Origin of the sequence: Micromonospora profundi, assembly GCF_011927785.1 — a bacterium.
GTDB classification, from domain to species: Bacteria; Actinomycetota; Actinomycetes; order Mycobacteriales; family Micromonosporaceae; genus Micromonospora; species Micromonospora profundi.
This window is the reverse complement of the sequence record NZ_JAATJK010000001.1, coordinates 277,652-292,955: the sequence shown is the minus strand read 5'-3', so window position 1 is coordinate 292,955 and position 15,304 is coordinate 277,652. Positions and strand designations below refer to the sequence as shown.

At 71.5% G+C, this 15,304-nt stretch carries 12 protein-coding genes; 8 read left to right on the top strand and 4 right to left on the bottom strand.

Features of this window, described 5'->3' with window-relative positions; genetic code table 11:
• The first annotated feature begins 62 nt into the window (after nt 1–62).
• Nucleotides 63–557, top strand: coding sequence for a TspO/MBR family protein (locus tag F4558_RS01270; RefSeq protein WP_167942950.1), 495 nt, complete (start codon nt 63–65; stop codon nt 555–557).
• 52 nt (nt 558–609) lie between these two features.
• Here F4558_RS01270 and F4558_RS01265 read toward each other — a convergent pair whose 3' ends face one another.
• Nucleotides 610–1,383, bottom strand: coding sequence for a M23 family metallopeptidase (locus F4558_RS01265; RefSeq protein ID WP_167942949.1), 774 nt, complete (start codon nt 1,381–1,383; stop codon nt 610–612).
• Nucleotides 1,384–1,621: 238 nt separating this feature from the next.
• On the opposite strand from F4558_RS01265, the gene F4558_RS01260 reads away from it, so the two are divergent.
• The 5 genes from F4558_RS01260 (at nt 1,622) to F4558_RS01240 (ending at nt 7,939) form a co-directional block, all read left to right on the top strand.
• Nucleotides 1,622–2,968 carry an ABC transporter substrate-binding protein gene (locus tag F4558_RS01260; protein ID WP_053653074.1) on the top strand — a complete coding sequence of 449 codons (1,347 nt, stop codon included), beginning with the start codon at nt 1,622–1,624 and terminating at the stop codon, nt 2,966–2,968.
• A gap of 70 nt (nt 2,969–3,038) precedes the next feature.
• On the top strand, nt 3,039–4,085 hold the full coding sequence (locus tag F4558_RS01255) for a carbohydrate ABC transporter permease (protein ID WP_053653075.1): 1,047 nt from the start codon (nt 3,039–3,041) through the stop codon (nt 4,083–4,085).
• 1 nt (nt 4,086) lies between these two features.
• Nucleotides 4,087–5,052, top strand: coding sequence for a carbohydrate ABC transporter permease (locus tag F4558_RS01250; protein ID WP_053653076.1), 966 nt, complete (start codon nt 4,087–4,089; stop codon nt 5,050–5,052).
• A 66-nt stretch (nt 5,053–5,118) separates the two neighbouring features.
• On the top strand, nt 5,119–6,165 hold the full coding sequence (locus F4558_RS01245) for a LacI family DNA-binding transcriptional regulator (protein WP_053653077.1): 1,047 nt from the start codon (nt 5,119–5,121) through the stop codon (nt 6,163–6,165).
• Nucleotides 6,166–6,265: 100 nt separating this feature from the next.
• Entirely contained in the window at nt 6,266–7,939 is a 1,674-nt protein-coding gene (locus F4558_RS01240) for a glycoside hydrolase family 13 protein (protein WP_167947160.1), read from the top strand.
• 78 nt (nt 7,940–8,017) lie between these two features.
• Here the strand turns inward: F4558_RS01240 and F4558_RS01235 are convergent, their stop codons facing one another.
• The 3 genes from F4558_RS01235 to xylA all read right to left on the bottom strand — a co-directional run bounded on the left by F4558_RS01235 (nt 8,018) and on the right by xylA (nt 12,182).
• Nucleotides 8,018–9,463, bottom strand: coding sequence for an MFS transporter (locus F4558_RS01235; protein ID WP_167942948.1), 1,446 nt, complete (start codon nt 9,461–9,463; stop codon nt 8,018–8,020).
• 94 nt (nt 9,464–9,557) lie between these two features.
• On the bottom strand, nt 9,558–10,985 hold the full coding sequence (gene xylB / locus F4558_RS01230; protein WP_167942947.1) for a xylulokinase: 1,428 nt from the start codon (nt 10,983–10,985) through the stop codon (nt 9,558–9,560).
• Between the two features lie 9 nt (nt 10,986–10,994).
• Nucleotides 10,995–12,182 carry a xylose isomerase gene (xylA, locus tag F4558_RS01225; RefSeq protein ID WP_053653080.1) on the bottom strand — a complete coding sequence of 396 codons (1,188 nt, stop codon included), beginning with the start codon at nt 12,180–12,182 and terminating at the stop codon, nt 10,995–10,997.
• A gap of 88 nt (nt 12,183–12,270) precedes the next feature.
• Between xylA and F4558_RS01220 the strand changes: the two genes are divergently transcribed.
• Both F4558_RS01220 and F4558_RS01215 read left to right on the top strand, forming a co-directional pair.
• Nucleotides 12,271–13,509, top strand: coding sequence for an ROK family transcriptional regulator (locus tag F4558_RS01220; RefSeq protein ID WP_197281442.1), 1,239 nt, complete (start codon nt 12,271–12,273; stop codon nt 13,507–13,509).
• A gap of 126 nt (nt 13,510–13,635) precedes the next feature.
• On the top strand, nt 13,636–15,300 hold the full coding sequence (locus tag F4558_RS01215; RefSeq protein ID WP_312877260.1) for a SpoIIE family protein phosphatase: 1,665 nt from the start codon (nt 13,636–13,638) through the stop codon (nt 15,298–15,300).
• Nucleotides 15,301–15,304 lie beyond the last annotated feature (4 nt).

The following is a 15,304-nucleotide window of genomic DNA, read 5'->3' as shown; positions in this document are numbered from 1 at the left end:
TGCGTCGTCGATGTCCGGCCCAGTGCCGGTTTGACGGGTAGCTGACCGGAAATATCTCGACCATGGAGACGACTCGGCAGGCGCGACCCACCACCGGCCGGCCATCCTGGTTCGCCCTGGCCGGTTTCGCGGCGGCGGTCTTCGTCGCGGCCGCTATCGGCGGGCTGGGTGTTCAGGGCACCACCGACGAGTACGCGAGCCTGCAACAGCCCAGCTGGGCGCCGCCCTCCTGGCTGTTCGGCCCGGTCTGGTCGGCGCTCTACGCGCTGATCGCGGTGGCCGGTTGGCTGGTCTGGCGGCGCGTCGGCTTCTCCCCCGCCCTCTGGGCATGGACCGCCCAGTTGGTGCTCAACGCGATCTGGACCCCGCTGTTCTTCGGCGCGGGGCAGTACGGGCTGGCGTTCGCGGAGATCGTGCTGATGTGGCTGGCGATCGGGGTCACCGTGGCGCTCTTCGCCCGGGTGTCCCGGGTCGCGATGGCGCTGATGCTGCCCTACTGGGCCTGGGTCACCTTCGCCGCCGCGCTGAACCTGTCGATCTGGCAGCTGAACTCCTGACCCGCGTCGGGTCTCCGGCCGGCGGTGCCAGCCGGAGACCCTCATCGCCCCGTCAGCAGCGGGGCACGTTCGGGATGTAGCCGTCGTAGCCGGTGTAGACGTACGCGTCGGCGATGAAGCGTCCGCTGCCGATGCGGTCCCAGATCGTGCTGGTGCCGTAGGTGCCGGTGACGCTCGTGCCGCTGGTCTGGCAGGCGATCGTCACCTTGGCGCCGTCGGCGACGGTCCCAACCGAGGCGTACCCGGTGCCCGGGCCGGAGCGCACGGTCAGCGGCGTACCGCTGGTGTCGACGGTGCCCGAGCCGGTGCCTGAGCTGCAACCGTTGCCGCTTGCGTAGTTCTTGGTGCCCCAGTAGAGCGCCAGGCTGCCGTTGAACCGGACCTGGATGTCGCTGCCGTTGAGGCGCTGCTCGTAGTGCAGGTGCGGCCCGGTGGATCCACCGGTGCTGCCGACCCAGCCGATGACCTTGCCGTAGCCGACCGTCTGCCCGACCGAGACGTTGAAGCCGCTGAGGTGGGCGTAGTAGGTGGTGTAGCCCCCGCCGTGGTTGATCCGGACGTACTTGCCGTAGCTGGTGTTACCGAGGTTGGTCACCACGTCGACGGTGCCGGGGGCGCTGGCCACCACCGGATCGCCGGCGTCGTCGGTGCGGTTGAAGTCGATGGCGTACGCCGGGCTGTGCCCTGACCGGGTCTGCCCGGACCAGGTCTGGCCGCAGGGGAACGGCACCCTGAAGGTCGGCGCGGCCATCGCCGGGCTGACCGGCGTGAGGACTCCCGCGACGAGCACAGCGGTCGCCAACAGGCTCATCCACCTCTTACGCATACAGCACCTCCTATGTTGAAAACCTTCGATGCAGTGGGATCAGCCTGACAGATATCGCCAATCTTCGAAAGAGGGCTGGGAGCGTGCCCATCCAGGGTTTCAAGGTTTCTGGATTGTTACTCGCTCGTGTCTGACTGGGGGTGGACCAGATCGGATGCAAGCGCTTACATGTGTGCACGCCCAATCGGACCGGCGCCGGGTCAACAGCACGACCGCGCCGGCTAGGAAGGAGGACGGCATGGCGGTCTTCACCAGACCACGCCACGCCTTCGTGATCGCCGGTGTGCTCGGGCTGGCGCTCAGCGCCACCGCCTGCGGCACCGGTGACGACAAGAAGAGTGACAAGGCGGGCTCCGCGGAGTGCGCCCCGTACGAGAAGTACCAGGGCAACGACGGCAAGAAGGTCTCCATCTACGCGTCCATCCGCGACGCCGAGGCCGACCTGCTGGAGCGTTCGTGGGCCCAGTTCACCGACTGCACCGGCATCGAGATCAACTACGAGGGCAGCGGCGAGTTCGAGGCGCAGCTCCCCGTGCGGGTCGACGGCGGCAACGCCCCCGACATCGCCTTCGTTCCCCAGCCCGGCCTGGTGAAGCGCTTCGCGGACGCCGGCAAGCTGAAGTCCCTCGGGGCCGACACCAAGGCCATGGCCGAGCAGAACATGCCTGCCGACTGGCTGAAGTACGGCACCGTCAACGGGACGCTCTACGGCGTGCCGCTCGGCGCCAACGTCAAGTCCTTCGTGTGGTACTCGCCGAAGACGTTCAAGGAGAAGGGCTGGGAGGTCCCGACCACCTGGGAGCAGCTCATCACCCTGAGCGACAAGATCGCTGACAGCGGCATGAAGCCGTGGTGCGCGGGCGTCGAGTCCGGTGACGCCACCGGCTGGCCGGCCACCGACTGGATCGAGGACGTGCTGCTGCGTACGCAGACGCCCGACGTCTACGACCAGTGGACCACCCACGCGATCCCGTTCAACGACCCTCGGATCATCGACGCCGTTGACCGCGCGGGCACCATCCTCAAGAACGACAAGTACATGAACGGCGGCTTCGGCGGCGTCAAGAGCATCACCACCACCTCCTTCCAGGAGGCGGGCGTGCCGGTGACCAACGGCAAGTGCGCGATGCACCGTCAGGCGTCGTTCTACGCCAACCAGTTCCCCGAGGGCACCAAGGTGGCCGAGGACGGCGACGCGTTCGCCTTCTACTTCCCGGCCATCGACCCGGCCAAGGGCAAGCCGGTCCTGGGCGCTGGCGAGTTCGTCGTCGCGTACGCCGACCGCCCCGAGGTCCAGGCGGTGCAGACCTACCTCGCCTCCGGTGAGTACGTGAACAGCCGCGCGAAGCTCGGCAACTGGGTCACGGCGAACAACAAGCTGGACATCGCCAACGTCGCCAGCCCGGTCGACAAGCTCTCCGTCCAGATCCTCCAGGACAAGAGCGGCGTGTTCCGCTTCGACGGATCCGACCTGATGCCGGCCGCCGTCGGCGCGGGAACGTTCTGGAAGGGCATGGTCGACTGGCTGAACGGCAAGGCGACCGCCCCGGTGCTCCAGGGCATCGAGAGCAGCTGGCCTAAGTGATCCCGGCGGTGGCCCGGCCCGCGCTCAGCGGGCCGGGCCACCGACCGCACGGACCTTCAAGGGAGGGTTGATGGAGTTCGACTTCGCCGACGAGCAGCCGAAGCTCCTCATGCTGATGTACGGGCTGGTCGCCTTCGTGGTGGTGGTGGGCGGCCTGCTCCTGCTGCTCGACGTCGTACCGGCCTGGTTCGCCAAGCGGCGGGAAGCGCAACTCGTGGCGGCCTCGACGAGTGGAACCCCACTCCCCCGCCGCCCGAAGCAGCGCGAGGGCTTCTTCGCGTTCTTCTTCCTGCTGCCGACGCTGCTGCTGCTCGCCGTCGGCCTGGTCGTGCCGGCCATCCGCACCATGCTGCTCTCCCTGATGGACGGCAGCAGCACCAACTGGGTGGGGTTGCGCAACTACGGCTGGATGTTCTCCGACGACTCGATCGTCCGGGTCCTGATCAACACCCTGGTCTGGGTGGTCCTGGTCCCGCTGGTCGCGACCGCCTTCGGCCTGATCTACGCCGTCATGGTGGACAAGGCCCGCTTCGAGGCCATAGCCAAATCGCTGATCTTCCTGCCGATGGCGATCTCGTTCGTCGGCGCCAGCATCATCTGGAAGTTCGTCTACGCCTATCGCGGCGAAGGCGACCAGATCGGCCTGCTCAACCAGATCGTGGTCAGCCTCGGCGGCGAGCCCAGGCAGTGGTTGCTCGAATCACCGCTGAACACGCTCCTGCTGATCGTCATCATGGTCTGGATCCAGGCCGGCTTCGCCATGGTGGTGCTCTCCGCCGCGATCAAGGCGATCCCCGGCGACATCGTGGAGGCCGCCCGACTCGACGGCGTCAGCCCGTGGCAGATGTTCTGGCAGATCACCATGCCGAGCATCCGACCGGCGCTGATCGTCGTGGCGGTGACCCTCACGATCGCCACGCTCAAGGTCTTCGACATCGTCCGGACCTCGACGAACGGCAACTACGACACCAGCGTGATCGCCAGCGAGATGTACAACCAGGCGTTCCGGTACGGCCAGAACGGGCAGGGCTCCGCGCTCGCGGTCTTCCTCTTCATCCTGGTCATCCCGGTCGTGATCTACCAGATCCGCAACCTCCGTCAGCAACGGGAGGGCTGAGATGACCACCGCAACGCCGACCGTCGCCGCCGGCACCCAGAAGACCGACGCACCGAAGACCACAGCAGGGCGGGTCCGCAAGCGACTGAACACCCGTACGGCCACCCTGGTCTCCATCGTCATCGCGGTGGTCTGGACCATCCCGACCTTCGGCCTGTTCATCTCCTCCCTCCGCCCGGAGGACGAGATCAAGACGACCGGCTGGTGGACGGCCTTCACCAACCCGCAGTTCACGCTGGAGAACTACCAGCAGGTCCTGTTCGGGCGGTCGTCGTCATCCGGGCAGCTCGCCAGCTACTTCATCAACTCGCTGGCCATCACCATCCCGTCGGTACTCTTCCCGCTCGCCTTCGCGGCCCTGGCCGCGTACGCGCTGGCGTGGATGAACTTCAAGGGACGGGACTGGCTCTACATTGCGATCTTCGCGTTGCAGATCGTTCCACTGCAGATGGCCCTGGTGCCGCTGCTGAAGTTCTTCTCCACAGGCGTCAGCCTCGGCGGCATCACACTGATGCCCGCCTGGGACCTGGTGGACGAGCAGAAGTTCGCCCAGGTGTGGTTCGCACATACCTGCTTCGCGCTGCCGTTCGCCGTCTTCCTGCTGCACAACTTCATCTCGCAGCTCCCGGGGGACCTGATGGAGGCCGCCCGCGTCGACGGGGCGAGCCACCCGAAGATCTTCCGCACCATCGTGTTGCCGCTGATCACCCCGGCGCTTGCGGCGTTCGGCATCTTCCAGTTCCTCTGGGTCTGGAACGACCTGCTTGTCGCGCTGATCTTCGCCGGCGGCGGCAACGAGACCGCCCCGCTCACGGTTCGGCTGGCCGAGATGGCCGGCACGCGGGGCAACGAGTGGCAACGGCTCACCGCCGGCGCGTTCGTGTCGATCATCGTTCCGCTCGTCGTGTTCCTGTCCCTTCAGCGCTTCTTCGTGCGAGGTCTGCTCGCCGGCAGCGTCAAGGGCTGACCCGCTCGCCCGCCGCCGCCTGGCCCCTTGGGCGGCGGCGGGCGCCGCGTACGAAGCGGGGGAACCGTGACGAGGATTGATGATGTCGCCCGGTTGGCCGGGGTCTCCACGGCCACCGTCTCACGGGCTCTACGCGGGCTGCCGACGGTCTCGGCAGCCACCCGACGCCGGGTGCTCGCCGCCGCCGAGCAGCTCGACTACGCGGTTTCACCGAGCGCGTCCCGGCTTGCCGGAGGCCGTACCGGCACCGTCGCGGTGGTCGTCCCCCGGATCACCCGCTGGTTCTTCAGCACCGTGGTCGAGGCCGTCGAGGAGTACCTCCACCAGTCCGGCTACGACCTGCTGCTCTACAACCTCGGCGGCCGGGAGCAGGTCCGCCAGCGGGTGCTGCGTACCGCGAATCTGCACAAGCGGGTGGACGCCATGATGCTCGTCGCCACCCCGCTGCGCCCGGCCGACCTGACCGCGCTGGCCACCCTGGACCTGCCGGGGGTGACCATCAGCTCCGGCAGCAGGGTGCCCAACTGGCCGTGCGTACGCATCGACGACGTTGCCGCCGCGCGGGTGGCCACCCGCCACCTGCTCGACCTCGGCCACCGCCGGATCGCCCACATCTCCGGCGACCCCGACGACGAGTTGGCGTTCACCACCCACATCGACCGGCGTCGCGGCTACCAGGCCGAGTTGAAGGCCGCCGGCCTGCGACCCGACCCGAGCCTGGACGTCGAGTCGTCGTTCACCATCGACGGCGGCAACCAGGCGGCCACCGAGTTGCTGGCCCGTGGTGAGCCCCCGACCGCGATCGTCGCGGCCTGCGACGAGATGGCGATGGGTGCGATGACCGCGCTGCGCGACGCCGGGCTGCGCGTACCGCAGGACGTCAGCGTGATCGGCATCGACGACCACGACCTCGCCGGTGTGCTGGGGCTCAGCACCATCGCCCAGCCCGCCGCCGAGCAGGGCCGGCTGGCCGCCCGCATGCTGCTGGACCCGCTCGGGGCGCGCAGCATCGGCCCGGTCGTCGGCCAGCGGGCCGGAGACCCCGACACGCCGGTGATCCTGCCCACTCGGCTGGTGGTCCGCGAGTCGACAGCACCGCCCCGGGCACACTGACATCTCAATGTTCTGCCGCCGGTCGGCGGCTGGCGGCGACGCGGCCGGCAGCCGCGCCCCCGCCCGGCGGTCCACCCACGGCTCGACATGGGAGATCATTCTGAACACCGACCCGACCCAGCAGACCCCCTCCGGCGGCCCCATCACCGGCTGGTGGACCGAGGCCGCCATCTACCAGATCTATCCCCGTTCGTTCTCCGACTCCGACGGCGACGGGATCGGCGACCTGCCGGGCATCACAGCCCGCCTCGACCACCTTGTCGAGTTGGGCGTGGACGCGGTGTGGCTGTCCCCGTTCTATCCGTCGCCGCAGGCCGACGCGGGTTACGACGTGGCCGACTACCGGGACGTCGACCCCCTGTTCGGAACCCTCGCCGACGCGGACAAGCTGATCGCCGAGGCCCGCTCCCGCGGTCTGCGGGTGATCGTCGACCTGGTGCCGAACCACACCTCCTCGGCACACCGTTGGTTCCAGGCCGCGCTGGCCGCCGCCCCGGGCAGCCCGGAGCGCGCCCGGTACGTCTTCCGGGACGGCCTCGGCCCGACCGGTGACCAGGCGCCGAACGACTGGCAGAGCGTCTTCGGCGGCCCCGCCTGGACGCGGACTGTCGACCCGGACGGCCAGCCGGGCCAGTGGTACCTGCACCTGTTCGACACGGGCCAGCCGGACCTCAACTGGGACAACCCCGAGGTGCACGAGGAGTTCCTCGACGTCCTGCGGTTCTGGCTGGACCGCGGGGTGGACGGCTTCCGCGTCGACGTGGCACACGGCCTCGTCAAGCAGGCCGACCTGGCCAACTGGCAGGAACCGCAGGAGATCCTCTCCGGCCAGGACGTGGACAAGCCGCGCCCGCCGATGTGGGACCAGGACGGCGTCCACGAGATCTACCGCCAGTGGCGGCAGGTCCTCGACGGCTACCCGGGCGGGCGTGTGCTTGTCGCCGAGGCGTGGGTGGAGCCGGCCGAGCGACTGGCCCGCTACGTCCGCCCGGACGAGATGCACCAGGCGTTCAACTTCGAGTACCTGCTCGCCGCCTGGTCCGCGCCGGCCCAGTACGCGGTGATCACCCGCTCGCTGGAGGCGACCGATTCGGTCGGGGCGCCGACCACCTGGGTGCTGTCCAACCACGACGTGGTGCGGCACGCCTCACGGCTCGGTCTGCCGATCGGCAGCGGCCGGCCCAACGGCATCGGCTCCGACGACCCGCAGCCGGACGCCGCGCTCGGCCTGCGCCGCGCTCGGGCGGCCACCCTGCTGATGCTCGCCCTGCCCGGCTCGGCGTACCTCTACCAGGGTGAGGAGCTGGGCCTGCCCGAGCACACCACGATGCCCGACGAGGCCCGCCAGGACCCGACCTGGGCGCGCAGCGGGCACACCCAGCGGGGCCGGGACGGCTGCCGGGTGCCGATCCCGTGGGAGGCCGACGCGCCGTCGTACGGCTTCGGGCCGACCGACGCCAGTTGGCTGCCGCAGCCCGCGTCCTGGGCCGAGTACGCCCTGGACCGGCAGCGCGGCGTCGCCGGCTCGACGTACGAGCTGTACCGCACGGCCCTGCGGCTGCGCCGCGAACACGGGCTGGGCCGCGGCACGCTGGAGTGGCTGTCCTCCGGCGACGAGGTGCTTGCCTTCCGCAACGGCGAGCTGACGGTGCTCACCAACTTCGGCGACGCGCCGGTGCCGGTTCCGGCAGGGGCCGAACTCCTCGCGGCGAGCGCACCGCTGGACGACGACGGCGCGATCCCGACCGACGTGACCGTCTGGCTGCGCGCCTGACCCCGACCCACCAGCCCCCGCCGATCCCATGCTCGTGACGGGACGGCGGGGGTGGTCGCTGCCGCACACGAGGGCGGCTCAGAGCCGGTCGGCACGGCTGTGCAGCAGGTCGTGCACGTTGTCGATGTCCGTCGGCGAGGTGCGCGAGGCGAGCCAGTACATGATGCCGGTCGGGATGAAGAAGAGCTGGAACGCCGCCAGCCCGACGGCGAAGTTCAACGGCGGCGGGAACGCGGCACGTAGCCCCTGGAAGGCCACCCCGACCAGCCCGTTGCCGGCCGCCCGCCCGACGCCGTTGACGAGGTTGCCGAGGCTGTAGACGGTGCCCCGGTGCTCCGGCGGGTTGACGTCGGCGATCAGCGCGAACCAGTTCGGCGAGTTGGCCGAGGTCAGCGCGAGCGCCACCACGGCTGTGAGCAGGCTCAGCCCCACCGACGGTTCGGTGAACACGCTGGACAGCACAGCGCCGATCACCGCGCCGCCACCGGCGCCGTCGGGCACGTCGATGGTCACCGGCACGAAGAACAACACCAGGTAGAACGGCACGGCCGCGAGAATGCCGACCGCCGCGACAAGTGCCCGGCCCCTCGGGGTACGCCGTTGCAGCGCGTCGCCGACCAGCCCCCCGACGATGGAGAGCACTCCGCCGAGCTGGAACAGTGTGGCGAAGACGCTGCCCACCACCACTGCCGTCGACGGCGAGTAGCCCTGCGCCTCGGCTCGTTCGGCGAAGAGCACCGGCAGCCAGACAAGTGAGCCGAAGGCCGCCTGCGCGGTCAGACCCTGCAGGATGAGCCAGATGTTGGTCCGCCGGGCCAGGATGCGCGGCAGATCGGCCCGGCTGATCCGGTAGTCGTAGTCGGCACCGGCGTCCAGCGCCCGGGCCAGCTCCGGTTCGCTCTGGCCGCGTCGGATGTCGTAGGTGAACAGGTAGGCCACAGTGGCGACCAGGCCGACCACGGTCAGCACCCAGAACGGCCGCCGCCAGTCGGTGGCCCCGAGCAGGCCGCCGACGAGCGTTCCGGCAAGCGTGCCGACCCCCTGCGACAGCCCCCAGAAGCTCATCACCAGCCCGCGCCGGGTCGGCGAGATCAGGTCGGTGACCACCGAGAAGCCCACCGAGCCGACCGCGCCGAGACCGACAGCCCCGACCATCTGTGCGGCCAGGAACGTGAGATAACCGCCGGCGAGGGCGCTGCCGCCGGTGCCCGCCGCCCAGAGCAACGTGCCCACCATGAGCAGTGGCTTGCGGTTGGTCCGGTCACCGACGTACGCCCAGCCGACCGCTGCCACCGCGCTGACCAGGAAGCTGACCGCGGTCACCAGACCGAGCAGCCGCCCCGGCACGTCGAACGCGTCGGAGATCGGGCCGTACAGCGGCGGCACCAACCCGATCGCCACGTTGTCCAGCGAGGCGAGGAGCACGAACACCGCGACGCTGTAGAACCGGTGCGCCGGGCCCCCGCCCCAGCCGTGCAGGCGTCGCGCCCGGCCCGGCGCAGGCCCGCCACTGGTCACGGTCATGACCGGCAGCCAACCAGACTCCGCTGAGGAGGTCGTCACGCGGGTGGGTACCGGTCAGCTTCGCACCGGCACCCACCCGCGTCGACCCGGTCGGTCAGCGCCTGTCCAGGACCATCCCGCGTGCGGCGGCGTACTTGTCACGGACTGCGGGGGCGGGCTCGGCCGCGTACTCCTCGGTGCCCTCGACCGCCCAGTTGGGCGGCGTCGGGCCGCCAAGGGCGACCCAGGCGGCCTGGCGGGCGGCGCCGTCGGCGACGTATTCGCCTGGCGGCGGGACGACCACCGGGCAGCCGAAGACCTGCGGCGCGATCCGGCGGACCGCCGCCGACCGTGCGCCGCCGCCGACCAGGATGACGCGCCGGGCGGTGGCGCCCTGCGCGGTCAGCGCGTCGAGGCCGTCGGCGAGCGCGCAGAGCATGCCCTCCACGGCGGCACGGGCCAGGTGCGCGGGCGTCGACGTGCGCAGGGTCAGCCCGTGTACCGCGCCGGTGGCAAGCGGCCGGTTGGGCGTCCGCTCGCCCTCCAGGTAGGGCACCATGACCAGCCCGTCCGCGCCGGCCGGCGCGGAGAGCGCCAACTCGGCCAGGCGGTCGAGGGTGACGCCGAGCATCGCGGCGGCGGCGTCCAGCACCCGGGCGGCGTTGAGCGTGGCGACAAGCGGCAGGAAGCGGCCGGAAGCGTCGGCGAAGCCCGCCACCGCACCGCTCTCGTCGGCGGCCGGCACGTCGGCGACGCTGAACACGGTGCCGGAGGTGCCGATCGAGACGATCACGTCACCCGGCCCGGCGCCGACGCCGAGCGCGGCGGCGGCGTTGTCTCCCGTGCCCGCGCCGAGCAGCGCGCCGCCCGACCCGCCCAGGTCATCGGCCAGCTTTCCCGCCGACTCCGCCGGCCCGAGCACCTCGGGCACCACCACCTGCCGGCCGAAGCCCCGCTCCAGCAGGTCCATCCGGTATTCGCCGGTGGCCGGCGACCAGTAGCTGGTGCCGCTGGCATCACCCCGGTCGGTACGCAGCGCGCCGAGCCCCGGTGCGCCGGCCAGCCGCCACGTCAGCCAATCGTGGGGCAGGCAGACGGCCGCCACCCGGGCTGCCCGCTCCGGCTCGTGCGTGGCCAGCCACCGCAGCTTGGTGAGGGTGAAGCTGGCCACCGGCACACTTCCGGTGGCCTCGGCCCAGAACCGACGCCCGGCCGCGCCGCCGCCGGCCTCCTCGATCAGGCCGGCGGCGGCGTCGGCGGAGCGGGTGTCGTTCCACAGCAGGGCCGGGCGGACCACCTGCCCGGCCTCGTCGAGGCAGACCATGCCGTGCTGCTGGCCGGCGACGGAGACCGCCGCCACGTCGCCAAGCCCGCCGGCCTGCTCGGCGGCGCTGCGCAGCGCCTGCCACCAGGCTTCCGGATCGACCTCGGTGCCGTCCGGGTGCGGTGCCCGGCCCTGCCGGACCAGGGCACCGGTCTCCGCGTCCCGGATGACGACCTTGCACGACTGAGTGGACGAATCAACGCCCGCGACCAGCGGCATGGCGGGGCCTCAGCGGGCGCCGAGCAGGTGCTCGACGGCGAGCTGGTTGAGCCGGACGAAGGCGAAGCCCCGCGCGGCCACCGCGTCGACGTCGAACTCCTCGAACGCGGACCGGTCGGCGCGCAGGTCGTCGTACCCCTCGCCCGGGTTGAGGGTCGGGGTGCTGAGCTCGCCGACCTTGCTTGCGGCGAGCGCCTCGACCACCTCGGGGTCGGCGCGGAACGCCGCAGCCCGCTCCTTGAGCAGCAGGTAGGTGGCCATGTTGGCGGCCGCCGACGCCCACACACCGTCCATGTCCTCGGTGCGGGAGGGCTTGTAGTCGAAGTGCCGGGGGCCGTCGTAGGTCGGGCCGCCGTTGGGGCCGCCGTTCTCCAGAAGGTCCACCAGGGCGAACGCGTTCATCAGGTCGCCGTGGCCGAAGACCAGGTCCTGGTCGTACTTGATGCCGCGCTGGCCGTTGAGGTCCAGGTGGAACAGCTTGCCCTGCCAGAGCGCCTGGGCGATGCCGTGGGCGTAGTTGAGCCCGGCCATCTGCTCGTGGCCGACCTCCGGGTTGAGGCCGACCATCTCCGGGTGGGCCAGCTGGGAGATGAAGGCGAGCGCGTGCCCGACCGTGGGCAGCAGGATGTCGCCGCGCGGCTCGTTGGGCTTGGGCTCCAGGGCGAAGCGCAGGTCGTAGCCCTGGTCGATGACGTACTGGGTGAGCAGGTCGACGGCCTCGCGGTAGCGGTCCAGGGCGGCCCGGACGTCCTTGGCGACGTCGTACTCGGAGCCCTCACGCCCGCCCCACATCACGAAGGTGCTCGCGCCCAGCTCGGCGGCCAGGTCGACGTTGCGCAGCACCTTGCGCAGCGCGTAGCGGCGGACGTCGCGGTCGTTGCTGGTGAAGCCGCCGTCCTTGAAGACCGGGTGGGTGAAGAGGTTGGTGGTGACCATCGGTACCACCAGGCCGGTCTCGTCGAGGGCCTTGCGGAACCGCGCGATGTGCGAGTCGCGGGTGGTGGCGTCGACACCGAACGGGATCAGGTCGTCGTCGTGGAAGGTGATGCCGTACGCGCCCAGCTCGGCGAGCCGGTGCACGGCCTCGACCGGGTCGAGCTCGGGCCGGGTCGCGTCACCGAACGGGTCGCGGGCCTGCCAGCCCACGGTCCAGAGCCCGAAGGAGAACTTGTCGGCGGGGGTGGGGCGGGGTGCCATGAAGGACCTCCGGGGTGGTGGTGGGTGATGGTGTCCGGTATTTGTTCAGCGATTGAATTATTTGCCCGCAATATGGCACTGTCAAGAGGTGAGCCCCACCCACGCCCCGGCCGGCGCCGCCCGTCAAGGGAGCCTGCGCGAACTCAATCTCGCCCTCGTGCTCGGTCGGATCGCCGCCGCCGACCGTCCCCCTTCCCGCGCCGACCTGGCCACCGCCACAGGCCTGACCCGGGCCACCGTCTCCGCGGTGGTCGAGGACCTGCTCGCCGGCCAACTGGTGAGCGAGGCCGACCCGGCGCCCCGCGCCGGCGCCGGCCGACCGGCCCGCGGGCTGGTCCTTGCCGACCAGGGCCCCGCCGGGCTGGGTCTGGAGGTCAACGTCGACTACCTGGCGGTGTGCGTTGTCGACCTCGCCGGCCAGGTACGCCACCACACAGTGCACCGCGCCGACCTGCGCCCGGTGGCACCCGCCGACGCCCTGGCCCAACTGGTCACCCTGGCCGGGCAGGCCCGCGCCGACGCCGCCCGGCAGGGCCTCACCCTGGCCGGCGCCGCGCTCGCCGTCCCCGGCCTGGTGGACGACGCCGGAGTGGTCCGGCTCGCACCGAACCTCGGCTGGCAGGACGTACCGGTTCCGACCCTGCTGCGGGGGCACCCTCCGCTCACCGATCAGGTGCCCGGCGTACCGGCGCTGGTGGTCGACAACGAGGCAAATCTCGCCGCGCTCGGCGAACTGCACTCCGGACCCCCGGGGCCGGCCAGCTTCCTGCACATCTCCGGCGAGGTCGGCATCGGCGCGGGCATCGTGCTGGACGGCGCGCTGTTCCGGGGCGTCCGGGGTTGGAGCGGTGAGATCGGGCACCTCCCGGTCCACCCGCAGGGGCGTCCGTGCCGCTGCGGCGGGCGAGGCTGTCTGGAGCAGTACGCCGGTCAGGAGGCGATCGTGGCCGCCGCCGGGCTGGCTCGCGCGGAGCTTCCCGCCGACACCGCAACCGTACGGCTGGCGGAGCTGGCCGAGGCCGGCGACCCGGACGCCCTGCGGGCGCTGCGCGACGCCGGCACCGCGCTCGGTGTCGCAGTGGCCAGCGTGGTCAACCTGCTGGACCTGGACACCGTGGTACTCGGCGGAGGGTACGCCCCGCTTGCGCCCTGGCTGTGCCCTCCGGTGCTCGCCGAGATCGCCGCTCGGGTGCTCACCGCCGCCTGGTCACCGGTCACGGTCCGACCGTCGACCCTCGGCCCGGAGGCAGCCTCGGTAGGCGCCGCCGGATCGGTGGTCCGCCACATCGTGGGCCGACCCGCCGGCTGGCTGACCCGTTCCAGCTGATCACCGCCCGCACCCTGGGTGTCCGTCACAAGGGCTCGGTACGCTTGCTGTCAGGCAACGATCCGCGGGCGAGGAGTGCAGGAGCAGCATGCGTAGAGGGCGTCAGACGCGGGCCGGCGTCGGGCGGTGAGCACTACCCGACGCGGCGGCGACGCCGGCCCGGTCAGCGACGAGGGGCAGACGCCCCACTCCGTCCGGCAGCCCACCGGCGGCCCACTTCCGGCCGACTCGCCGTTGGCCCGCGAGCTGCTCGACGGGCTCGGCGAGGCTGTGCTGACAACCGACAGCGCCGGCCGGGTCACCCTTGTCAACGCCATGGCCGCAGAGCTGCTCCCGGAGATCGTCGCGGGCACCGGGCTGCCCGGCTGTCCGATCGCGCCGCTGGCCCGGGCGGTCACCGACGGCGCCGAGCACTTCGACGCCGAGCACCGTGGCCGGCAGCTGCGCGGCTACCGCCGACAGCTCGCCGGCAACCGGTACGCCTGGTACGTCAGGGACGTCACCGAGGAGCACGCCCGTGCCGACGCCCTGCTGGCCGAACGGTCCCGCACCGCGTTCCTCGCCCAGGCCGGCAGCCGGCTGGGGCTCTCCCTGCACCGGGACCAGACCCTGCGGGTCACCACCACCCTCGCCGTGCCGTACCTGGCCGACGCCGCCGTGGCACTGCACCGCGCGCCGGCCGAGCCGTACACCCGCTGGACCCGGTACGCCGAGGGGGCACCTGCCCCCGTCACCGGCCGCGTCGGGCCGGAGCTGAGCGCCGTCGTCTCCGGCCTCGCCGAGGCGCTCGACGGCACGCTCGCCGAGCCGTGCCTGTGGCGGGACGTCACGTCCGACGGCCTGGCCTCCGTACTGCCGCCCGACTTCGACCCGCCCGGTGCCGTGCTGGTCTGCCCGATGCGCGGCGCGGGCGGCCCGGCCGGCGCCCTGCTGCTGATCCGGCGCAGCGGCCGGGCCGGATTCGACCCGCGCGACGTCGAACTGGCCCGCGAGTTCGCGGCGCGAGCGGGCGCGGCACTGGCCACCGCCGAGTTGTACGGCGAACAGGCCCACCTGGCCCGCGTGTTGCAGACCAGCCTGCTCCCGCCGGAGCTGCCGACGGTGCCGGGCGTGAGCATCGCCGGGGGCTACCGGTCCGCCGGGGACACCCTGCGCATCGGCGGAGACTTCTACGAGGTGTTCCCGCACCCGCGCGGGGCGCTGTTCGCCCTCGGCGACGTGTGCGGCAAGGGCGTCGGCGCGGCCGTCCTGACCGGCCGGGTCCGCCAGTCGTTGCAGACGTTGCGGCTTGTCGAGCAGCGCCCGCTGGAGCTGATCCACCTTCTCAACCGGGCGCTCTTCGACGCCCCCGAAGCGGCACGGCGCAGCCAGTTCACCACCCTGCTGCTCGGCTCGCTGGAGCGCGGACCGGCCGGGGTGGACATCCGGATCGCCGGTGGCGGCCACCCGGCGCCCCTGCTTGTCACCGCCTCCGGCTCGGTCACCCCGGTTCCGGTCGGCGGGATGCCGGTCGGCGCGCTCGCCGACGCGCGGTTCGCCGAGACCCGGGTGCATCTCGACCCTGGTGACCTGCTGCTCGCGTACACCGATGGGGTGACCGAGGCGCACGGCGGGCCGATCGACGTCGAGATGTTCGGCGAGCACCGGCTGCGCGCCGCGCTCGCCTCGGCGGCCGGGCTGCCCCCCGCCGTGCTTGTCGACCGGCTACTCCAGCTCGTGGACGAATGGCTGGGCGGGCAGGCCCACGACGACATCGCCATGCTTGCGGTGTGCGCGTCGACGCCGACGTGACCGA

Bases quoted from the DNA above. Each gene is read 5' to 3' on its own strand.
- F4558_RS01270 (WP_167942950.1), top strand. From the start codon at position 63: ATGGAGACGACTCGGCAGGCGCGACCCACCACCGGCCGGCCATCCTGG.
- F4558_RS01235 (WP_167942948.1), bottom strand. From the start codon at position 9,463: ATGACCGTGACCAGTGGCGGGCCTGCGCCGGGCCGGGCGCGACGCCTG.
- xylA (WP_053653080.1), bottom strand. From the start codon at position 12,182: ATGGCACCCCGCCCCACCCCCGCCGACAAGTTCTCCTTCGGGCTCTGG.
- F4558_RS01255 (WP_053653075.1), top strand. From the start codon at position 3,039: ATGGAGTTCGACTTCGCCGACGAGCAGCCGAAGCTCCTCATGCTGATG.
- xylB (WP_167942947.1), bottom strand. From the start codon at position 10,985: ATGCCGCTGGTCGCGGGCGTTGATTCGTCCACTCAGTCGTGCAAGGTC.
- F4558_RS01250 (WP_053653076.1), top strand. From the start codon at position 4,087: ATGACCACCGCAACGCCGACCGTCGCCGCCGGCACCCAGAAGACCGAC.
- F4558_RS01260 (WP_053653074.1), top strand. From the start codon at position 1,622: ATGGCGGTCTTCACCAGACCACGCCACGCCTTCGTGATCGCCGGTGTG.
- F4558_RS01265 (WP_167942949.1), bottom strand. From the start codon at position 1,383: ATGCGTAAGAGGTGGATGAGCCTGTTGGCGACCGCTGTGCTCGTCGCG.